At 63.1% G+C, this 21059-nt stretch carries 21 protein-coding genes and 2 tRNA genes; 7 read left to right on the top strand and 16 right to left on the bottom strand.

What is annotated here, in order from left to right; genetic code table 11:
• Nucleotides 1-199 precede the first annotated feature (199 nt).
• Complete coding sequence (locus AC1D1L_RS08555) at nt 200-448, top strand: hypothetical protein (RefSeq protein ID WP_477340437.1); 249 nt, start codon at nt 200-202, stop codon at nt 446-448.
• A 125-nt stretch (nt 449-573) separates the two neighbouring features.
• Here AC1D1L_RS08555 and AC1D1L_RS08550 read toward each other — a convergent pair.
• A tRNA-Asp gene (locus AC1D1L_RS08550) sits at nt 574-650 on the bottom strand.
• Between the two features lie 217 nt (nt 651-867).
• Between AC1D1L_RS08550 and AC1D1L_RS08545 the strand changes: the two genes are divergently transcribed.
• Nucleotides 868-943: transfer RNA gene (locus tag AC1D1L_RS08545), tRNA-Val, on the top strand.
• 123 nt (nt 944-1066) lie between these two features.
• Here the strand turns inward: AC1D1L_RS08545 and AC1D1L_RS08540 are convergent.
• Entirely contained in the window at nt 1067-1684 is a 618-nt protein-coding gene (locus AC1D1L_RS08540; RefSeq protein ID WP_477340436.1) for a hypothetical protein, read from the bottom strand.
• Between the two features lie 313 nt (nt 1685-1997).
• Between AC1D1L_RS08540 and AC1D1L_RS08535 the strand changes: the two genes are divergently transcribed.
• On the top strand, nt 1998-2624 hold the full coding sequence (locus AC1D1L_RS08535; protein WP_477340434.1) for a M15 family metallopeptidase: 627 nt from the start codon (nt 1998-2000) through the stop codon (nt 2622-2624).
• A gap of 98 nt (nt 2625-2722) precedes the next feature.
• On the opposite strand, the gene AC1D1L_RS08530 is transcribed toward AC1D1L_RS08535, so the two are convergent.
• The 6 genes from AC1D1L_RS08530 to AC1D1L_RS08505 form a co-directional block, all read right to left on the bottom strand.
• The gene (locus tag AC1D1L_RS08530; RefSeq protein ID WP_477340432.1) at nt 2723-2923 is read right to left on the bottom strand and encodes a hypothetical protein; all 201 of its coding nucleotides are present in this window, start codon (nt 2921-2923) and stop codon (nt 2723-2725) included.
• A gap of 172 nt (nt 2924-3095) precedes the next feature.
• On the bottom strand, nt 3096-3866 hold the full coding sequence (locus AC1D1L_RS08525) for an SDR family oxidoreductase (RefSeq protein WP_477340430.1): 771 nt from the start codon (nt 3864-3866) through the stop codon (nt 3096-3098).
• Between the two features lie 13 nt (nt 3867-3879).
• Nucleotides 3880-4875, bottom strand: coding sequence for an ABC transporter permease (locus tag AC1D1L_RS08520; RefSeq protein WP_142868064.1), 996 nt, complete (start codon nt 4873-4875; stop codon nt 3880-3882).
• A 168-nt stretch (nt 4876-5043) separates the two neighbouring features.
• Nucleotides 5044-6084, bottom strand: coding sequence for a sugar ABC transporter substrate-binding protein (locus AC1D1L_RS08515; RefSeq protein WP_477340428.1), 1041 nt, complete (start codon nt 6082-6084; stop codon nt 5044-5046).
• Between the two features lie 41 nt (nt 6085-6125).
• Nucleotides 6126-6890, bottom strand: coding sequence for an ATP-binding cassette domain-containing protein (locus AC1D1L_RS08510; RefSeq protein WP_477340426.1), 765 nt, complete (start codon nt 6888-6890; stop codon nt 6126-6128).
• Complete coding sequence (locus tag AC1D1L_RS08505; RefSeq protein WP_477340424.1) at nt 6887-8053, bottom strand: ROK family transcriptional regulator; 1167 nt, start codon at nt 8051-8053, stop codon at nt 6887-6889. The genes AC1D1L_RS08510 and AC1D1L_RS08505 overlap by 4 nt, the downstream gene beginning before the upstream one ends.
• 210 nt (nt 8054-8263) lie before the next feature.
• Here AC1D1L_RS08505 and AC1D1L_RS08500 point away from each other — a divergent pair, with 210 nt between their 5' ends.
• Nucleotides 8264-9445, top strand: coding sequence for a M24 family metallopeptidase (locus AC1D1L_RS08500; protein WP_477340422.1), 1182 nt, complete (start codon nt 8264-8266; stop codon nt 9443-9445).
• A gap of 46 nt (nt 9446-9491) precedes the next feature.
• On the opposite strand, the gene AC1D1L_RS08495 is transcribed toward AC1D1L_RS08500, so the two are convergent.
• The 6 genes from AC1D1L_RS08495 to AC1D1L_RS08470 all read right to left on the bottom strand — a co-directional run bounded on the left by AC1D1L_RS08495 (nt 9492) and on the right by AC1D1L_RS08470 (nt 14845).
• Nucleotides 9492-10247, bottom strand: a complete 756-nt coding sequence (locus AC1D1L_RS08495; RefSeq protein ID WP_477340420.1) for an ABC transporter permease — start codon at nt 10245-10247, stop codon at nt 9492-9494.
• Entirely contained in the window at nt 10244-11044 is an 801-nt protein-coding gene (locus AC1D1L_RS08490) for an ABC transporter ATP-binding protein (protein ID WP_477340418.1), read from the bottom strand. The genes AC1D1L_RS08495 and AC1D1L_RS08490 overlap by 4 nt, the downstream gene beginning before the upstream one ends.
• 68 nt (nt 11045-11112) lie before the next feature.
• The gene (locus AC1D1L_RS08485) at nt 11113-12141 is read right to left on the bottom strand and encodes an ABC transporter substrate-binding protein (RefSeq protein ID WP_477340759.1); all 1029 of its coding nucleotides are present in this window, start codon (nt 12139-12141) and stop codon (nt 11113-11115) included.
• 87 nt (nt 12142-12228) lie between these two features.
• Complete coding sequence (locus tag AC1D1L_RS08480) at nt 12229-12666, bottom strand: VOC family protein (protein WP_112561397.1); 438 nt, start codon at nt 12664-12666, stop codon at nt 12229-12231.
• Between the two features lie 2 nt (nt 12667-12668).
• On the bottom strand, nt 12669-13412 hold the full coding sequence (locus AC1D1L_RS08475; protein ID WP_112561398.1) for a FadR/GntR family transcriptional regulator: 744 nt from the start codon (nt 13410-13412) through the stop codon (nt 12669-12671).
• Nucleotides 13409-14845, bottom strand: a complete 1437-nt coding sequence (locus AC1D1L_RS08470) for an FAD-binding oxidoreductase (protein WP_477340415.1) — start codon at nt 14843-14845, stop codon at nt 13409-13411. Before AC1D1L_RS08470 ends, AC1D1L_RS08475 begins: the two co-directional genes overlap by 4 nt.
• A gap of 189 nt (nt 14846-15034) precedes the next feature.
• Here AC1D1L_RS08470 and AC1D1L_RS08465 point away from each other — a divergent pair, with 189 nt between their 5' ends.
• Nucleotides 15035-15325, top strand: a complete 291-nt coding sequence (locus AC1D1L_RS08465; RefSeq protein WP_352591749.1) for a ribbon-helix-helix domain-containing protein — start codon at nt 15035-15037, stop codon at nt 15323-15325.
• The gene (locus tag AC1D1L_RS08460) at nt 15312-15638 is read left to right on the top strand and encodes a type II toxin-antitoxin system RelE/ParE family toxin (protein ID WP_477340413.1); all 327 of its coding nucleotides are present in this window, start codon (nt 15312-15314) and stop codon (nt 15636-15638) included. Before AC1D1L_RS08465 ends, AC1D1L_RS08460 begins: the two co-directional genes overlap by 14 nt.
• Nucleotides 15639-15689: 51 nt before the next feature.
• Here AC1D1L_RS08460 and AC1D1L_RS08455 read toward each other — a convergent pair whose 3' ends face one another.
• Nucleotides 15690-16967, bottom strand: a complete 1278-nt coding sequence (locus tag AC1D1L_RS08455; protein ID WP_477340411.1) for a M23 family metallopeptidase — start codon at nt 16965-16967, stop codon at nt 15690-15692.
• A gap of 143 nt (nt 16968-17110) precedes the next feature.
• On the bottom strand, nt 17111-17578 hold the full coding sequence (locus tag AC1D1L_RS08450; protein ID WP_192253484.1) for a peroxiredoxin: 468 nt from the start codon (nt 17576-17578) through the stop codon (nt 17111-17113).
• A gap of 94 nt (nt 17579-17672) precedes the next feature.
• Here AC1D1L_RS08450 and AC1D1L_RS08445 point away from each other — a divergent pair, with 94 nt between their 5' ends.
• A complete protein-coding gene (locus AC1D1L_RS08445) occupies nt 17673-21056 on the top strand; it encodes a hypothetical protein (RefSeq protein ID WP_477340409.1) in 3384 nt (1127 codons plus the stop codon).
• Nucleotides 21057-21059 lie beyond the last annotated feature (3 nt).

The raw sequence follows: 21059 nt of genomic DNA, 5'->3' as shown, positions 1-21059 counted from the left end.
GCCATTGGCATAGATGTCCGGTAATGGGTCACCGTGTCTGGCACCGCAATTGCACTGTCAGCAACGCCGGGGGCATCCATCGCTCCTGGCAAGCCGGGGGGCGATTGGGGCCCGCTGCTTCTCAAAATGAAGCGGCGGGCTCTTAGGTGCCGATTTAAAAAGCCGCCTGAATCGCCGAAACATTGGGTGCTGGGCCATTATGTATTTTCCGCAATTTCTGGTGGGCATGTTCGCAACGTCGTTCGTCGTTGCGATCTGGGCCGACGTGGCAACTGGCTCCGTCTGGAAGGCGCTCGGCTGGGCTGTTCTTGCAATGGTTATTCTTCAGCTTGGATACGTCGGCCTCGTCGTCCGCCTGATCTACAGGCGGGAATCGGAAGGCATCGAGGGAAATGCTGCGAGCGGGGCTCGAGCCCGCGACCTCCGGGGTGACAGGCCGGCACTCTGAGTTGCACCGGGCGCTGCCATTGATCGCTGCAAGGCGATCGATCTGAATTAATGCATCCAAGGAGACATTTTGACATCAACGTCGACATTTCTCCGGCACCAAGGATCGTGACCCTTGAAGAGAAATGGCGCGAGTGACGGGGCTCGAACCCGCGACCTCCGGCGTGACAGGCCGGCACTCTAACCAACTGAGCTACACCCGCGCATAGACGAGCACGTGTCAGCCGTGTTCGTCGTTGGGGCGGTGGATAAGGGGTTCGCCACCGGGTGTCAAGCGCACCTCGACAGCATAACAGCAAACAGGAGAAGGTTTTTTGACAGGCGGCACTTTGCCCGGGAAAACCGCTATGCGGCTAAGCTCACGCCTGCTCATTTGGCCTTGCGAAGCCGGGTCTGACCGCTTAAAGGTCCGGCCGGAGCGGGCGATTAGCTCAGTTGGTAGAGCGCTTCGTTTACACCGAAGATGTCGGCGGTTCGAGCCCGTCATCGCCCACCATATCCCGCACGCCGGCCCACGCCTCGACGTCCATTGCCTTCATGTTCGCAACTCAGCTGCGTATGACCGATAGCGAGGACGCGGCCACATTCGGCCGCGCCCGCCTTTCCGCCGGTGTGCTACCTACTGCCTGATGTAGCAGGTCTTCTTCGCCCGGGGAGCGGGATCCTCGTCAAAGGCGTCGTTGCTGCAGCGCACGCCGTTCCTGAAAACGCCTTGCGTGAACTGACCGCGCGCTCCGTATCTCACCAGTTTGCGGCCACGGAAATCGCAGTACTGATTCTCCCTGGCGCAGGCCACCCACCTGCCGCGGCCCTGGCCGTAGTCGTCGTCGCCGTAATTGTCGTCGTCATTGTCGCCATAATCGTTACCGCCGCCGCGCCTCACGATATAGCAGGCCTTGTCGCGGCCGGGCGCGGGATCGCCAAAGACGCGGTTTGAACAGGGCACGGCGGGACGGTCGAAAAAGCGGGAGGTGGTCTGGCCGCGCGCGCCATAGACCACTTCGGCTGGATAGGGCAGGCGGCAGATGCCACCCTCGTCAGCGCATCGCTGCATGCGCTGGGCCGATGCGGTGGCCGGGAAAAGAATAGAGGCGGCCGAGACAAGGCCAACCAGGCAAATGAATGTGAACGCCATCCGGATCAGGGCGCTGGAGGTTTTTGACACGATTTGTCTCCCTTTTTGATTCACGCGCCATCTTACAGCAGCCTTGCCAAACGCAAGATGAACGAAAGCCATTGCCAACAGCCGGCATGAGCTGATTTCCCGTTTTCTGGCCAGGGAGCTGCCGCCATCATTCCGGATTTGATAAGGGTCCTGGTCAGCAATCGATTGGCTCTCCGGAGAGGCAGGACAATGATCGACGATCCCAAGCGCCTGCTGCTTCAGCTAATGATCGTGTTGGCAATTTGTGGCACCGGGCGTCTCGCATATGCGACAGAGGCCGGCGACGGTGTCGACCAGACCGCGGCCAAAGCGGCCTTGCTCAAGGCCTATCCCGGACTTTTCACCATCTCGGGCAATATCCTGACCCTGGACCGACGGCACCACGATGGTGTGGGACGACGGCAAGGCGCGCGACGCCGAGGCGCTGCTGGAGAGCCCCGACATCGAAGACATGTTTCGCTACGTCTATCCGACGGCAGCGGAGGGCGCGCTGGTCCCGGTGGAGGATTTCGATCCCGGTCGCATCCGCAACGAATCCTTCTTCGAGAAGCTTTACGGGGCAAGCGCCGCGGAAGTGGGCAAGCACATCGCCAACGTCAAATGGCTGCCGAAACTTGCCAAGAAAACCGTGCAGGTCACCAGGATTTTCGGCATCAACGACCGGTTGGGCAAGGTCTCGGATGCTCTGGAGGCGATGCCCGCGGAGCTAAGCCGTTACGGGCTCAAGCCTGGTGGCGGCTTCGTCTGGCGGCCCATCGCCGGCACCGACCGGTTGAGCGTCCACTCTTTCGGCGCGGCCTTCGATATCAATGTCGGTTTCTCCGACTATTGGTACAATAACAGAAACAAAGCCGACCCGAAGGCCCACATTCCGTTCAGGAACCGGATTCCACTGCAAATCGTGGAACTGTTTGAGAAAAACGGCTTCATCTGGGGCGGGCGCTGGTATCACTACGACACCATGCATTTCGAGTACCGGCCCGAATTGCTGCTGTACAAGAAACCCGGCTGATCGCGCTGGCAGTCAACCGTAAGGAGCATGCGCCGGGCCGAAACCCGCCGATGTCGCCTTTATGCGTGTCAATAACGAAGTCCCAGGTTCGTGGCGACTTACCGGCCGTTGGCGGTCGCGGCACTACAAATCCGGCGAAGATCGGCACGGATGTTTTCGGAGTTCAGCAACTCGGCGGCTTCCGGAAAGCCCTCGGCCAGCAACGTGGCAACAATCTCGGCCGGCGACTGGTGGAAACCATCCTCAGCCAAAGCATGCGCCCGCTGGTAGATATGGCTGGTTCTGGTCTTGTCTGCCATTCACAAGTACCTCCCTTGATCGGCACTTGATGAACAACTTTTGAGAAGTATTCGGGTTCCATGCAACTTAGAAGGGAAGTTGGATCGCCGACGCAGGGAACGCGTATCTTTCGCTGAAATGACCTCTTGTCGCCAGGAGCGCTGCCTGGTCCGTTGTGCGTCAATGCAAAGATCAAGGCGGCAGCAGCCGGAAATCCTTGCCCTCGGGCAGCAACTGGCCGCCGTCGACGACGATGGTCGTTCCGGTGATGTAGCTGGCATCGTCGGAGGCGAGGAACAGGAAGGCGTTGGCGACGTCGCGCGGGCTGCCGAGGCGGCCGAGCGGGATCGAATCTTCCATGTTCTTGATGTAGGCGGCGCCGCGATGCAGCTCGATCGCCTCGGTCAGGATGTTGCCGGGCTCGACGCCGTTGACCGTGATGCCGTAGCCGGAAAATTCCAGCGCCGCCGAGCGGATGAAGCCGTTGATGCCGGCCTTGCTGGCGGCGTAATGGCCGTGGCCGGGGCTGGTGACATGCGGGCCGGTAATCGACGAGGTGTAGAGCATGCGTCCATAGCCTTGCGCTTTCATTGGCGCCAGCGCCGCCAGCGTGGCGTTGAAGGTGCCGCGCAGATTGACCGCCATCACCCGGTCCCAATCGTCCGGGCTGGTGTTTTCGATGAGCTGCCAGGGATAGATGCCGGCATTCTGCACGACGATGTCGAGGCGATCGTGATGGCTCAGCGCCAGCGCTACCGCGGCTTCGGCATCGGCCATCAGCGAGATGTCGGTGCGAATGAAGGCAGTGCCGAGCTCGTCGGCGGTCGCCTGGCCTGCCTCGGCCTCGCTATCGGCCAGGATCAGCCTTGCGCCTTCCTCGGCAAAGCGCTGCGCAATGCCCTTGCCGATGCCGCGCGCGCTGCCGATGATCAGCGCGACCTTGTCTTGCAGCCGTCCGCTCATGCGAGCCGTCCTTTCATGCGAGTCTTTGGCGAATGGTTTGCTTGAAGGCGTCGAGCAGCACGGCGGCGAGCACCAGCAGGCCGTGGATCACCTGGGTAAAATTGGCTGGCAGGCCCATCAGGTTGATCGCTGTGTTGATCGAGGACAGCAAAAGCACGCCGGCATAGACACCGGGCAGAGTGCCGACGCCGCCTTTCAGGCTGACGCCGCCAATGACGACGGCGGCAAAGGCGTTGAACAACAGCCCGGTGCCGAGATTGGCGGTGGCGCCGGAAGTGCGGATGGCGAGCAGCCAGCCGGCCAGCCCGGCAATGGCGCCGGCAAGCACGAAGGCGATGACCAGATTGCGGTTGACGCGGATGCCGGCACGGAAGGTCGCGGTCTCGTTGCCGCCGATCATCACCAGGTGGCGGCCGAACGGCGTCTTGGCCATGATCAATGAGAAGAGAACGAAACAGGCGACGGCGATCCAGGCGGTCAGCGGCAGGCCGGCGAGGCGCTGGATGCCGAACCAGCGTATGGCCGGCGCCAGATCCTGCGCCGAGCGGCCGCCGGAGATGACCAGCACAAGGCCGCGCACCCAGATGTAGGATGCCAGCGTGATGATGAAGGCGCTCATCTTCACCTTGACCACGAGATAGCCGTTGAAGGCGCCGATGATGCCGCCGACGACCAGTGCAATGAGCAGCGAAACCGGAACCATCAGCCATTGCGGACTGAGCTGTATGCCCATGCCGATGCCCGACGAGCAGAACAGGATGCCGACCGTCATGGCGCTGAGCGCCGCCACCGATTCCACCGACAGGTCCATGTGGCCGGCAATGATGACAAGCGACAGGCCGATCGACATCACGCCGAGCACGCTCGAAGCCTCGATGATGTTGGCGAAGATGCCGAGCTGGAAATAGTTCGGGACGAAGATGGAAAAGACGATCAACACAAAGACCAGCATGAACCAGACGAGGTTGTCGAGGACGAACTCCAGGGCTTTGCGGGTGCGCGGGTTCATGGGCTGATCCGGTTGGCGCCTCCCCCAAGAAAATCAAGTTGGGAAATCAAATTGACTTTGTCGGGCTAGGGCGCGGCTTCAAATTCGCCACAGCGTCCTTGTCAGACGCGGCGTTGTGAAAGGGCAGGCTCCGGGCGGCCTAGGCGGCCCGGAGCGCTTGGCAAGCGACTATTCGACCGACTTGATCGTGTCCGTCGGCGGCTTCTGGTTGCCCCAGAAGGCCGGGTTGTCGACGTTTTCCTTGGTGATGGCGGCACCCGGGATCTTGATGTTCGGGCCCCAGGCTTCCTTGGTCACGGTCGACTTCAAGCCGAGCACGTCATACTCGCCGGGCTTGATTTCCTGCTTGCCGGCGATCTTGTCCATGAACATGGCGACGGCAGCAGCCTGCGCGTAGAGCGGTTGCTCGACTTCGACATTGAGCCAGCCCTTGCGGATCAGGTCGAGGCCAACCGGAGCGCCGTTGGAGCTCATCAGCATGACATCGCCCGGCTTCTTGCCGGCAGCCTCGAGCGAGGCGACGGCAGCGACCGAGAGATGCGCGGCATGGCTGAAGATCAGGTCGATGTCGGGGTTGGCCAGCATCTGGTCGGCAACGATGGTGCCGGCGTTGCTGGCTTCCCACTGCATGGCGGGCAGCGAGATGATCTTGACGTCCGGGAACGCCTTCATCTTCTCCTCAAAGCCTTTCTGGATGTCGAGCGTGTAGGGATCGCCGGGATCGCCGAGCACCTGCAACACCTTGCCCTTCACCGAACCGTTCTTGGCTTTCAGAAGCTTTTCAGCCTGCTCGGCTGCGACGTAGCCGATCTCCACGGTGCCAGCCACCGAGGTGAAGTCGGACGGGGTCGAGGTGATCTGGCGGTCGAACTCGACCACCGGGATGCCGGCGGCACGGGCTGCTTCGATGGACGGCTTCAGCGCATTGAAATCGACGGCGGCCAGGATGATCGCCGCAGGCTTCAGAGCAATGACGTCGTTCATCTGGGATTGCTGCGCGTCGGTCTTGTTGTCGGCGTTGAGTGTTTTCACCTCATAGCCGACCTGCTTGAGGAACAGCTCCAGCGCGCTCACCGAGCCGGTCTGGAATTCATCGAGCAGGGTCGGAACCATATAGTAGACGGTGCCCTTGGTCTGGGACATTGCCGGCGTGAGCGAGGCAAGAGCCAGTGCCAGGATACCGAAGACAAGAACCAATATTCGCTTCATGTCGTTCGCTCCTCTTTTATACCGGACCCCTCTTTTGTCCCTCAACCTGCCGGTCCGGCACCGGCAAGCGTCTCACCGGTGATCATGTTGATCACCGCATCGGGACTTGTTTTGTTGCGTGCGACATCGCCGGCCACGACGCCTTGCCGGATCACCACGATCCGGTCGGCGACCTGGAAGGCCTGCTGCATGATATGGGTGATGATGACGACGCCGATGCCCTGCTTGGCCACCTGGCGGATCATCTCGAGGCCGCGCCTGGTCTGTTCTACGCCGAGGGCCGCGAACGGCTCGTCGAGCAGCACGAGCTTGCCGCCCCAATGCACGAAGCGGTTGAGCTCGATCGCCTGGCGCTGGCCGCCCGAGAGGTGCTCGACATTGGTGCGCAGCGACGGAATGCGCGTGCCCGCACTGGCAAGTGCCTTGCCGACGACGGCTTCCATGGCGCGCTCGTCGAGGATCGGAATGCCGAGCACCTTGCGCGTGATCTCGCGGCCCATGAAGAAATTGGCGACGACATCGACATTGGTGCAGAGCGAAAGGTCCTGGTAGACGGTCTCGATGCCGGCAGCCTTGGCCTCGGCCGGCGTTTTCGCCAGAAATTCCTTGCCCTCGAACAGCATGCGGCCGGAGCTCGGCTCGAGGCCGCCGGCGATGATCTTGACCAGCGTCGACTTGCCGGCGCCATTATCGCCGAGCAGTGCCACGACCTCGCCCTTGCCGATCGAGAAGCTGATGCCTCTCAGCGCCTGGATGGCGCCGTAATTCTTGGTGACGTTTTCGAGTACCAGCAGCGGTTCGGTCATGCCGCCACTCCCTTGCTGTGCATGAGGTCTGACCTGCGCTCGCGCTCGGCGATGAACATCTGGCCAAACCGCGGCGACAACACACCGGAGACTGCCAATGCGGCAGCGCCCCGCAGCACCGAATGCTGGCCACCGGTCGCCACCGTCACGCGCGGGGTCTTGCGGTCGCGCCGCGCCGAGACCGAGTTGGGAAGCTGTCCTGCCGCTCCGACCAGCTTTTCGAGCAGGTCGGTGGGTGCAAGCCCGCCGAGGATGACGGTTTCGGGATCGAACACATTCTCGATGGTGACGATCGTGTTGCGGAAGATCGGCGCAACTTCGGCCACCCATGCGGCGTCGCTGATGTTGCGGCGGCGACGTGCTTCGAGCGAGAGATACCGTTCGAGGCAGCCATGGTTGCCGCAGGGACAGAGTTCGCCGCCGGGAACGGCGGGGATGTGTCCGATTTCGCCCGCATTGCCCCAGGCGCCGCGCATCACCGCGCCGTCATGGACGATGACGCCGCCAAGGCCGACGCCGAAATAGAGGTAGTAATATTCGGAATAGCCAGCCCCAAGGCCATAGAGGCGCTCGCCCATGGCAGCTGCCGCCATGTCGGTCTCGAAGAAGGCCGGCAGCCCGGTCGATGCCGCCAGCCGCTCCGGCAGCGCGACATCCTTCCAGCCGGCCATGGTCGTGGGGCCGACGAAGCTCATCGATTCCACGCCGAAAGGCCCGGGCAGCGCCATGCCGATGCCAAGCACGCGGCCGCCGGGCCGCAATGCGGTCAGTTCGGGCACCATGACGCCGATCAGGTCGAAGGCATGGTCGGGCGTTGCATGCGGCGCCTCGCGATGCGTGCTTTCGATGACATCGCCGCTGAGATTGATCAGAGCGGCGTCGATGCCGAGCGGGGTGAGGTGGATGCCGACGGCATAGCCGCCTTCAGGGTTGATACGGAGCGTAGCCGGCGGCAGTCCGCGCCCGCGCGGCTCTTCGCGCAGCGACAGCACATAGCCGTGCTCTTCGAGCTCGCGAACGATGGTCGATACGGTCTGGACGGTGAGGCCGACGCGGCTGGCAATGTCGCCGCGGGCAATGGGGCCGTGCAGGCGGATGGACTCCAGCACGATGCGCCGGTTGTAGGGCCGTCCGAACTCCTGGTTGGTTCCCCGCAGTGCCATTTCCCTCTCCTTAGGAGAGACGAGACTTGCACAGGCAATTTATTCAGTCAAATGGAATTCAAAAATAATTTGTGACGGTTCCGGACGCGGTGCAGGACCTGTCCCATGCGCTGCGCTGGCCGATTGCAGCCGGGTTAAAACCACCGCAATGGTGAATGACGTCAGGCGGGCGCGGGGCTTCGCCCGGCCGATGACCCGCAGGGAAAACCGATGATCGAATTGCCTTTTGCGCGCGACGAGTACCAGCAGCGGCTCAAAAAAATCCGCGCCGAGATGGCCAGGCGCAGGATCGAACTGCTTATCGTCAACGACGTCGCCAACCAGCATTACATCACCGCCTATGACGGCTGGTCGTTCTACACGCCGCAAGTGGTTCTGGTTCCGATCGATGAGGAGGCCGAGCCGGTCTGGATCGGGCGCGCCATGGATGCGGCCGGCGGCCTGCTGACGGCCTGGATGAAGCCTGAGAATGTGGTTGGCTTTCCCGAAGACCATGTCCAGCGCGCCGATCGTCATCCGATGGACTGGATCGCGGCCTGGATCGTCGCCAAGGGCTGGGGCGGCAGACATATCGGCATCGAGCTCGAAGCTTACTATTTCTCGCCAAAGGCCCATGCCCGGCTCATCGCCGGATTGCCAAACGCGAAATGGCAGGACGCCGATCTCCTGGTGAACTGGATCCGTGCGGTCAAATCGGCGCCCGAGATCGCTTATCTGCGCAAGGCGTCGACGCTAGCCGAAGCAGCGGTCGCACGAGCCTTCGAAGTGATCGTGCCAGGCGTGCGCGAATGCGATGCGATCGCCGCCATCCAGGCAGCGCAGATTGCCGGCAGTCCTGATTTTGCCGGCGACATCACGGCACTGCCGCCGACGATCCTCGGCGGCGAAAATGCTTCGGCGCCGCACATCATGTGGAGCGACAGGCGGTTCGGGAAGAACGAGACGATCGCGCTGGAGCTCGCCGGCGTCTGCCGCCGTTACGCCGCCGGGCTCGCCAGGACGATGCAGCTCGGCAACACGCCGACGCGTGTCGCCGACACCGCAAAGGCGGTGATCGAAGGCATGGATGCGGTGCTCGATGCGGTGAAGCCGGGCACATCAGCCGAAGCGGTTGAAGCCGCCTGGCGCAAGGTCATCCAGCGCTACGGGCTGAAGAAGGAATCGCGCATCGGCTACTCCATCGGCGTCGCCTATCCGCCGGATTGGGGCGAGCACACGATCAGCCTTCGGCCCGGCGACAAGACGGTGCTGCAACCCGGCAATGTCGTGCATTCCATTCTCGGCATGTGGATGGATGGCTGGGGCATCGAGGTCAGTGAGACCATTCTGGTGACCGAGACCGGCAATGAGACGCTCACGAAATTTCCGCGAGACATCCATGTCAAATCCTGACCGGCAGGCTGTGATGGGCGGCACCGCGATCCTGCCTGCCGGGCGATCAGTATTTTATCGCCCGGCGCTCGATCAGCACGACGAGGCAAAACAGGACGATCGACAGGCCCGATGACAGCACGATCGCCGCGTAGAGGCGGTCCGACTGGTAATTGAAGGACGCCTGGATGATCAGTGCGCCGAGCCCTTTGTCGGAGCCGATCCATTCGCCGACAATGGCGCCGATCACGGCGGTCGCCGAGGCTATCCTGAGCGATGAGAACAGCATCGGCAGCGCGCGGGGCAGCCGCAGGCTCCAGAAGACTTCCCAGCGTGTCGCCGACAGCACGCGGAACAGCTCGTGCTCGTTGCTGCTGGCCGAATCCAGGCCGCGGATCATGTTGACCAGCGTCGGGAAGAAGCAGATCACCGCCGCAATGACGATCTTCGGCGTCATGCCCAGCCCGAAGATCAGCATGATGATCGGCGACAGCGCCAGGATCGGAATGGTGTTGAAGAACAGCACGATCGGAAAATAGGCGGCCTGCAGCACGCGGTTGTGTACGAACAGCACCGCCAGCAGCACGCCGGCGAGATTGCCGATGGCAAAGCCGGCCAGCGCCTCGATCAGCGTCGGCCAGAGATTGCCGAGCAGCAGGGAAAAGCTCTTCTGGAAGACGCCGAGTACGGCTGTGGGCGTCGGTACGATATAGGCCGGAACGCCGAGCCAGGGCAGCAGGAACTGCCAGGTGAACAGAATGGAGGCGGCGCCCAGGACGGGCAGCGCAATCGCCAGCGCGGGTGGCAAAGGCTCCTGTCTCATGAGGCCAGTTCCAGGGCTTTGCGTAATTCAGCCATGGCAGCGACGATTGCGGGGTCTTCGCGCGTGCAGCGATTGCCGTCCTGCTTGAACGGCCGCATGTCCAGGTCCTTGACCAGCCGCCCCGGATTGGCGGCGAGCACGATCACCCGCTCGCCGAGATAGGCCGCTTCGGCAATCGAATGGGTGACGAACAGGATGGTCGTGCCGGTGCGCCGCCACAGCGCCAGCAACTCGTCATTGAGTCGGTCGCGGGTGATTTCGTCGAGTGCGCCGAACGGCTCATCCATCAACAGCAGCTTCGGTTGTCCAAGCAGGGCGCGGGCGATCGCCACGCGTTGCCGCTGGCCGCCGGAAAGCTGATGCGGCAGGCGCTCGCCAAAACCGCCAAGCCCCATCAGCTCCAAAAGTTCCTCTGAGCGGTCTTCGATCTGGCGCGTCAGGCTGCCTTGCCCGACGCCGAGCGGCAGACGCACATTGTCGCGCACGCTGCGCCAGGGCAGCAGTGTCGAATCCTGGAAGACGAAGCCGACATCCCGGCGCGAGCGCACCGCATGCGGCGTATCGCCAAGCACGCTGATCGTGCCACCGAGCGGGTCGAGCAAATCGGCAACGACCCTGAGCAAGGTCGACTTGCCGCAGCCCGATGGTCCCAGGATCGACAGGAACGAGCCGGCCGCGACGGTCAGGTCGAGGCCGGAGAGCACTTTGACGGCCGCATGCCGGCCGCCATAGCCGACATCCAGCCTCTGAGCCTCGATAGCGATCGCCGTTAGATCAGCATGACGTTTGATCGTCATACTGATCTAACGCTTTGCTGGAGCATGATCTTTTCCAAAACCCGGTTCCCACTTTTTGGGATCATGCTCTAGGCCGCGGGCGCGTCGAGCTTGGGCCGGTCGGCGGCCGACAGTTCGAGGATCTTGGTGGTGTAGACGTCAGCCGCGGCAGGCCGGCCGTTGGGGTATTGCCCGACCTTGTCCAGCAGCGCCAGCTGCTCCTCGATTGAGGCCGGGTCGAAAGTTCCCCAGCCATCCTTGGCCGTCGCGCCATCGAAGGAAAGCTTCAGCACCAGATTGACGGTCTTTTCTTCCCAGCCGAGATCCATTTCCGGATAGGCGGCGACCATTTTCTTCACCGCTTCCTGCGGATTGGCATGCACCCAGCCCCAGCCCTTGCCGACGGCGCCGATGAACTTGGCCAGCGTCTCGGGATCCTTTTCGATCGCCGCGTCGGTGGCGAAATAGACGTCGGCGTAGGAACTCAGCCCGAGATCGCGAACCAGAAGGTCGATGCGGTCGTCGCCGACGACGCTCAGCGCCTGCGTGTTGGTGATCCAGCCGCCGATGGCGTCGACATCGCCGCGCACCAGCGGCGCCTTGTCGAAGCCGACATTGACGACCGTGACGTCAGCGGGGTCGATGCCGTTCTTGGCCAGGATCTCGTCGATGACGAAGCGCGCCGTCGGCTGGATGCCGATTTTCTTGCCCTTGAGGTCGGCAACGCCACGGATCGGCTCGGCCGGCTTCGAGGTGAAGGCATAGGGGCCGGTGCGGAAGCCGCAGGCGATGATCTTGACCGGCACGCCGCTGGCGCGCGCGGCAAAGAGCTGCGGCGTTTCGGAGAACTGGCCGAGCTGGGCCGAACCCGAGACCACTGGCGGCACGGTCGCGGAATTCGGACCGCCCGGGCTGAACTCCACGTCGAGGCCGGCGTCTTTGAAATAGCCGTTGGCGACGGCGGCGATGTCGCCGATCTGTCCGTTCGACACCAGCCAGTCATACTGGATGACGACCTTGCCGGCCGCCTTGGCGCCCGGCGTCAGCACCAGCTGCATCCCGGCCGATGCGGCTGCCACGGCGGCGATGCCGGATGTCACGAAGCTGCGGCGGTTCATGTTGTATCGCTTGTTCCCACTCATTTTTCGCTCCTGTTGCAAGCGTTGCTCTGTTCATTGCGCACCGCTCCCACGGCGCGCTGTCGTCTACGGCTGTTCGTCGTGGTAGTCGCCGGGGCCGCCGTCGAGCCAGGCGTATAGTTCCCAGAGTGTGTCGTCCGGGTCGGTGAAATAGGCGCAGCGCGCGTTCCAGACATAGTTTTCCGGCGGGCCGTGGAACGGCACGCCCCTAGCGTTGAGCTCGCCGTGCAAACGGTCGATATCGGCTGGCGTATCGAGCTTGACCGCCACGCAAACCTTGTGCGCATGACGCGGCGATCTGAGCTTCGACACGCCGGTATGCTGGCTGATGTGGTCGATCTCCCACGCCGCGAGCGTGACGCCCTCGCCATGAAAATCGGCAAAGCCTTCGGCGCGGCGGCGCAGCCGGAAGCCGAGTTTGTCGACATAGAAATCCACGGTCCGGCCGATGTCCTCGACCAGCAGGCAGACATCCGAAATCGCGTAAGCGCCTCCGAGCGGCATGGCTAAATCCCTTTGCTGGCGGGCAGGCGCCGTGCGGCCGGCAACTTGACGCCGACGCGCTCAGCCGCACCGATGATGTGGGCGCGCATGGCCGCTTCCGCCGCTGCGGGATCGCCGGCAACCAGCGCCTCGTAGATGCGCACATGCTCGCCGACATTGATCTCGACCAGATCGTGCAGCGGGTTGGTCTGCCGCGCGTAGTGGATCGAGCGGCGGATCTGTTCGCAGACGAAGGAAATGAAGGTGTGGATGTAGTTGTTTCCGGTGGCGCGCGCGATCTCACGGTGGAACAGAAGATCGGCGTCGATGCTGCCTTCTTCCCAGCGTTCCTCGCCGCTCATGCGGTCGAGCGCCGCCTTGATGGCGTCGAGATGCTCCTGGCCACGCCGTTCGGCGGCAAGCGCTGCGGATTCGGCTTCGAGGATGCAGCGCAGCTCGAACAGCCGCTCCATGTTCTGGCCTTCTTTGAGCGCCTCGCCGTCGATGCGGATCGACGCCCGCTGCTCCGGCGCCAACACGAAGGCGCCGATGCCTTGCCGCGCCTCGATCATGCCGTCGGCCCTGAGCTGCGCGATCGCTTCGCGCACGACATTGCGGCTGACGCCGAATTTCTCCGAAAGCTCCTGTTCCGTCGGCAGCCGTGTGCCCGGACTGAGGTCACCCGATTCGATCTCGCGGCCGAGGAAGGTCGCGACGCGGTGTGGCAGCGTCTCGACGGTGCCGATGGCAGCCAGTCTTTGCTTCATGGAGGGGTCTCCGTTGCCGGCAGAAGGCAGCCGGGGTTCATCAGCCCTTGCGGGTCGAGTGCATTCTTCAGCGTGCCGATAAGCCGGCGATGAGCAGGCGCCAGGCCGGCCATGAAGGTGCGGTGGCGGGTACGGCCGATGCCATGCTCGGCGCTGATCGAGCCGCCGAGCGAATTGGCGATCCGGTAGAGCCCGGCGGTGATGTCAGTGCCTCGGGCGCGGGCCTCGCACTCGTCGAGGCCTTCCGGCGGCAACACGTTGAAATGGATGTTGCCGTCGCCGGCATGGCCATAGGCCAGCGGCAGCCATCCCCGATGATCCTGCGCCACGAAGCGGCGGGCCCGACCGATGAGGGCAGGGATGTCCGAAATCCTCACCGAAAGATCGGTGCGCACATGATAGCCACGCTTGGCCTGGCCCTCGACCAGCCCTTCGCGGATGGCCCAGAAGGCTTTTGCCTGGGCGCTGCTTTCGGCAAGCGCGGCATCGATGACTTGACCACTTTCCATGGTCTCGGCCAGGAAATCGACCAGAAGGGTGCGCAGGTCGATCGCAGCACTGGCCGACAGTTCGATCAATACATGGACGGGCGCTTCGACCGGCGACACCATGTTGACGTCGATCAAGCGCGCCAGCGCGATGCATTCCGAACCGATGATCTCGAAGGCCGACATCAAATCTGCGGAGGCACGGCGGGCCTGCCGGAACAGCGCGATCGCCGCTTCGAACGAGGCAAGGCCGAGATAGGCGGTCTCGGTCCGGACCGGTTTTGGAAACAGTTTCAGTTCGACGCCGGTGATGATGCCGAGCGTCCCTTCCGAACCGATAAACAGCTGCTTCAGATCGTAGCCGGTGTTGTTCTTGCGCAGGCCGGAAGAGCCGTTCCACAACTCGCCGTCCGGCAGCACCACTTCAAGGCCGAGGATGAGATCGCGCGCCATACCGTAGCGCAGCACGTTGATGCCGCCAGCGTTGCTGGCCGCATTGCCGCCGATCTGGCAACTGCCCTGGGCGCCAAGCGTCAGCGGAAACAGGCAGTCCTGTTCGTCGGCAGCGTCCTTCACGGCCTGCAGGATGCAGCCGGCATCGGCCTGCAGCACGAAATTGTCGGCGTCGACGCGGCGGATGGTGTTCAGCCGCTCCAGGCTGACGACCACTGAGCCGGCGGTCTCGATATCGATCGCGCCCGCCACCAGGCCGGTATTGCCGCCTTGTGGGATGATGCCGAGCCCGAGCGAGGCGCAGAGCCGCACCACCGCCTGGACCTCGGCCACCGAAGCCGGCCGCAGCACGGCAAGTGCTTCGCCATGATGATCGCCCGACCAGTCGCCGAGATATTTCGCCATGCCCGCGGCATCGACGGTCATGCCGTTCGGCCCGACAGCGTCCCGCAGGGCACCGAGAAGGTCTGGCGAAAGGGCATGCATTGTCATGAAGTGCCTGTCTGGATATGGGGTGATACATATCATCCTACAACTTCGAGTCAATGCGCTTCTTGTTCTCACCCTGGCGTATAAACGTGTAACGGTAGCCATAGCGCGCATACGCTAGGCCACAAATTTCTGGCGTCTGGTCGGAATTTATCCTACCTTGTGGAGTGGAAATTTAGGGAGCCCCTAATCATGAACAACGCCGAAAAAGTCAGCGTTACTATGGCTCGTGAGCAGATGCAGGCTATCCGAGAGAGTGTGGAGGCTGGCGAATTTGCCACCACCAGCGAGGCTATGCGTGATGCCGTGCGGGTGTGGCAGCGGCAACGCATAGAGGACGCCGAGCGCCTGGAGGCTATGCGCGCCCGAATCCGTCGCTCCATCGATGATCCACGCCCCAGCCTGACTTTGGAGGAGGCCGAGGCCGAGATGGCCCGCTTCATGGAAAGCGAGGCCGCTGGCTCCCCTAATGCGACGCGCTAAGGTCACGTTGCGGCCCGAAGCACTCGCCGATCTAAAGGCAATCTATCGCTCCATAGCGCTTGCCAGCCAAAGCCATGCTGTTGCCTCCGGCTTTATCGGCAGAATTCTCGGCCGGTGCCGCAGGATTGGCGATGTACCGCACGGCGGCCGACCGCGTGACGACCTTCAGCCGGGGTTGCGTACGGTGCCCTTTGAGCGCAGCGCCGTAATCGTCTATCGAGTCGGAAAAACCGTGGAAATCGTCAATGTGTTCTACGGCGGCCGTGACTATGAGGCAGCATACCGGCGCCATGACGAAAGCGCCGAGGATTAGCCTGGCGTATAAGTATAGTGCCAAGTCGCGCTGACGCGAATGAATTGGCCCTTAAAGATATTGCTCGACCTTCTTGCCCACGGCCAGGAAGCGGAGCGGGTCGATGGCCTCGCCATTGTGGCGGACCTCGTAGTGCAGATGCGGGCCGGTGGAGCGGCCGCTGCTGCCGGTCTTGCCGATAATGTCGCCGGCGGCGAGCTTCTGACCGACGGCCACATCGATTTCGCTCAAATGCCCATAGCGGGTGGCAAAGCCATTGCCATGGTCGACCTCGACCATGCGGCCATAGCCGCCGTTCCAGCCTGCCTTGGTGACGACGCCGGCCGCCGTGACCTTGGCCGCCATGCCGATCGGTGCGCGGAAATCCATGCCTGAATGCAGGGCTGCAGTGCCAAGGATCGGGTCGGTGCGAACGCCGAACGGGCTGGTGACGGAATGGCCGGGCGCGGGGTTGGCGAGCGGCAGCCGCCGCGCCTCTTTCTTCAACTGGTCGAGCGTATCCAGCGCCTCGTCGAGTTCCTTGACCTTGCTGTCGAACATCATCGAGGAGTCCAGCGGGATCAACGGTCCGCCGACATCGCTTTCGTTTTTGCCGAAATCGCTGTCGACCGGCAGGCCGGCTGCCTCGAGTGCCTGGGTGATGGCATCGGCGTTCTTGTAGGCATTGTCGGCAAGCGTGGCGATACGGGTGAGCTGCTGGCTCTCGATGGCCTTGAGCGATTCGTTGATCGAGACGAACAGTTTGTCGGCACGGTCCGCCGCCGTTTCGCTGGGCAGCGGATCGGAGCGGGTCGACCACAAAGAGAACGGCCTGGTATCGCCCGAGCCGAGGCTGGCGACCGAATAGGCCAGGGGCTCGCCGCCGGTCAGTTCGGCATGCTCGTCGGGCTTGGCGGCCGCATCCGCGACAGGCGGCGTTCCGACTTCATTTTCCGCCCGTTCGAGAATCGGCCCGAGGCGACCATGGCGTTGGCTGAGCTGGCTCTGCCGATCGAGCAGTTCGCTGACTTTGGTTTCCATCAGTTTCTGGTCGAGAAGCTGGCGGCTGGTGATGCGGTCGACCTGGGCGCGCAATGCCGAGATGCGATCCTCATAAGCCTGCTGCATGCGCGCCTGCCGCGCCGTGGTGGCGCCGATCAGATCGTCGCGCAGCACTAGGTAGGAGGTTGCCAGCAGATAGCCGATGGCGATTGCCGCCAGTGCCGAGCCAAGAAAGGCGACGAGCCACGGCCGAATGGTGAAATGTCGGATTTCATTGCCCCGCGCAATAATGACCGTATGGGGCTCCTTGCGCCTGCCGAAGACCGCTGACTGACCGGTTGGGTTCACGGGACCAAGCTTTCGTTACGACACCAACGAAGCCTGATTACACATTATTAGGGTTAACAAAGCTTTGCCGTGGTGCCGGCCGGCAAGGATTGCGCGCAAAACGAGTGGCGGGTTGCGGGCAGGGTGGTGAGATCGGCGGCGTGTCAGAGCGCGCGCACCGCCTCCAGCACCGCTTCGGCATGACCTTTTACCCGGACCTTGCGCCAGATGCCGGCAATCCGGCCGTCCTTGCCGATCAGGAACGTCGCTCGTTCGACGCCCATATAGTTGCGGCCATACATCGTCTTTTCGACCCACAGATTGTAGGCCTCGATCACTTTGCGCTCCTCGTCGGCAACCAGGTCGACCGTGAGATCGTATTTGGTTTTGAATTTGTCGTGCTTCTTTACGCTGTCAGGCGATAGGCCGATCACGACGGCGCCGGCCTTTTCGAACTCCGGCTTCAGCTGGGAAAAGCTGATCGCCTCATTGGTGCAACTTGTGGTGTCGTCCTGCGGATAGAAGTAAAGTACGACGGGTTTTCCCCGCAACGCGGCAAGGCTGAGCGAGCCGCCGCCATCGCGCGGCAGGTCGAATTGCGGAGCAGCGTCGCCAATGTCGAGATCAGCCATATCGATGCCCTTGTTTGAGGTTACGCGCCAGGCTGCATCGTTATAGTGTCGAGCGGGGATTCGTCCACGATCGAATTCGTAAACGGAAAATTGCGTGGATCAGGAAGAACCGCAGCCCGAGAAAATCCGGTTCAGGCGTGACGAGATCACCGACCTGGGGACTTTCCCGTCTGCCTGCAGCGTGCCGCCGCTCGGCAAGGCGCGGATCGGCCGTGGCTTTCGCATCCTTGCCCGCCTGTTTGCCGGCGTCGCAGCCTTGGTGCTGCTGGCCGCCGCCGCCGTCTATGTCATCGGCGCCACCGGAATCGGCAGCGAGCGGCTGCGGGCGGAAGCCGAAGCGGCGATCGAGAAACTCGCCGGTCTCGACGTCAAGGTCGCCGTCGGTCCTGCCAGCCTGACGCTTGACGGGTCGAGCTTCATTGCGTTGCAGGTGAGGGATGTCAGCGTCAAGACCGCCGACGGCAAGCCGATGGCCGACGCCGGGCGTGTGCGTTTCGGCATCCGACTGATACCGCTGCTCTCGGGCGAGGTGCGGCTGACCAGCGCCAGGATTTCCGACGCCCACATTGTCACCGCGGCAATGCCGTCGGGCGGCGACTGGACAGCCGAGCTGCGCAATCAAGACGGCCTCATCGATCCGGAAAAGCTGGCCGCCGCTGTCTTCGGTCACGTCAACCATGCGCTCGATGCCGTGCGCGAGGATTCGATGCGCCGGATCGATCTCAAGAATGTCGCGTTCGAACTGCCCGAGGCCGGCTCGGTCAAGCTGGTCAACATCGCCAATGCCACCGTGCTGCAGTCGGGCCCGGGCAGCATGGAGTTCTCCTCCGAGGCGGATATCGATGGCCGGGCGCTCACGGTCACCGCTGCCGCCACCCGCGATACGACCTCCCTGCGGGTCACTGCGTTGAATGCGGCCATCGACATGGCGGCCATTCCACAGACAACGCCAGAGGCAGGTGGGAAAACCGGCGCGATCGCTTTGAAGCTGACGGGGACCGAAGGCTCGGGCGAAAGCGATTCCCGGCTGACGGCCTCGCTGTCGCTAACCGGTTCGGTGCTCGACCTCGGCACACGCGGGCTGTTGCCGGCCGATGTCGATGTCGACGCCACGCTTGTCTCCGGATCCAACAAGATCGATGTCGGTAGGCTGGTTTTGAAGACCGGCCGTTCGACTTTCAATTTCGCCGGTTCGATCGGGCCCAAGCCGGCGACCGGCGCGGCCGGTGAGGAGCCTTCCTACCGCTACGACCTGACCAGCGACGGCTCGACGCTGGCGCCGGCGGAATCGCCCGAGCCGGCACTGAATTTCTTCGCCCGCATCGCCGGCGTCTATCAGACGAGGAGCCGCAAGCTCGTCGCCGAGCAGATCGGCGTCAGGTCGGGATCGGGCAGCGAGGTGCTGGGCACAGCCGCACTTGCCTTCATAGACAACGGGCCGCCAGGCATTTCGCTGTCGCTCAACGTCCACGACATGCCGGTCTCACACGTCAAGCAATTGTGGCCCTGGTTTTCCGCCAAGAATGCCCGGCTGTGGGTGCTGCAGAATCTGTTTGGCGGCCGTGTCGTCGACGCCAGCCTGCAGTTCCAGGTCGTGCCGGGGCGGCTCGGCAACGGCGTGCCGCTTTCGGCTGACGAGGTGTTCGGCCGGTTCCAGGTCGAGGGCTCGCGCTTCGACACCGCCGGCCGCATCCCGCCGATCCGCGATGCCATTGGCGTGGTTTCCTTCCACGGCAACGATGTCGACATAGCTCTGTCTTCGGGCAGCGTCTATATGCCGAGTGGCCGCACCGTGGCGGCAAGCAATGGCACGCTGTCGGTGAAGGCGGCGAACCACCCGCCAGTGATCGGCGCGCTCGACATCGACGTCGCCGGCGAGGCGCCGGCCATCGCCGAACTCGCTTCCTACGAACCGATCAACGCAATGCGACATGTCGGTATTGCGCCGGACGACCTGTCCGGCACGGTGACCGGTCACGTCAAGGCCGACATTCCGCTGCAGTCCGGTGTCGACACCTCGAAGCTCGATTGGCTGGTGACGCTCGACTACAAGGACCTGTCGCTCGCCAAGCCGTTCGAAGACCAGACGATAACCGAGGCCGATGGTTCGATCGAAGTCGGGCCCGACAAGGCGGTGATCTCGGCCGACGCGAAGCTGAACGGCATTCCGGCTGAACTCGATCTGATCGAGCCGCTCGGGGATGGCGGGCCGCCGCGCAGCCGCAAGGTGGCGCTTGTGCTCGACGACAAGACACGCGCCACCGCCATGCCTGGCCTGTCGCCGCTGATTTCGGGAACCATCAAGGTGGCGATCGACAAGAGCGGCGACGGCAGCCAGAACGTCGCGGTCGACCTGACCAGCGCCAGGCTGGATATTCCCTGGGCAGGCTGGAGCAAGGGGCCGGGCATTCCCGCCAATGCCACTTTCACCATGGCGAAGTCGGGCGATACGACAACGCTGTCCGATTTCGACCTTGATGGAAAGAGCTTTTCGGTGGAGGGCGATGTCGTCCTGATCAAGGGCGCGCTGTCTTCGGCGCGCTTCAGCAAAGTCGCTTTGAACAGGGGTGACGACGTCGCGGTGACGGTGAAGCGGTCGGGCAAGGGCTTTGCCGTTGACGTCAGCGGCAATGCGCTCGACGCCCGCTCGCTGATCAAGCAGTTCACCTCCGACGTCGATACCGCCACCAAGACCACCGGCACGGATGCGGTTTCGGTCAGCGCCGATGTCACTTCGCTGACCGGGTTCCACGACGAGGTCCTGTCCAATCTGAAGCTCGACTACAGCGCCGCCGGCTCCAAGGTGAACGGCCTTAAGGTCAGCGCCACGGCAAGTTCAGGCGCCGCCATCACCATCAGCAACACCGCAGGCAATGGCGCGCGCGCGCTCAACATGAAGTCGGCCGACGCCGGCGCCATATTGCGCTTCCTCAACATCTACGAGCACATGGAAGGCGGCTCGATCACGCTGGCGCTCAGCGGCGCGGCCGACGGGCCGATGCGGGGTCAGGTCGACTCAAGCAATTTCTTCATCGTCAATGAACCGAAGCTCGCTTCGATCGTATCGACCACGCCGGCGGGCGACAGCCGCAGCCTGAACGAAGCGGTCAAAGGCAAGATCGACACTTCGCGGGTAAAGTTCGAGCGCGGCTATTCCGAGATCGACAAGGGTTCAGGCTATCTGAAGCTGGCCAATGGCGTGCTGCGCGGCCCGCGCATCGGCACCACCTTCCAGGGCACGCTCTACGACCAGAACAACAATATGGACATGACCGGCACATTCATGCCGGCCTATGGCCTTAACCGCATCTTCGGTGAATTGCCGCTGGTCGGCGCGCTGCTCGGCAACGGTCGCGACCGCGGCCTGATCGGCGTCACCTACCGGCTCAAAGGCAACGCCAACAAGCCGGTGCTGGACATAAACCCGCTATCGGTGATCGCGCCAGGCATTTTCCGGTCGATCTTCGAGTACCGCTGAGGC

The organism is Mesorhizobium sp. P2_D6, from assembly GCF_056404315.1.
The sequence above is the reverse complement of the archived record's forward strand: the minus strand, read 5'-3'. Positions and strand labels throughout refer to the sequence as shown.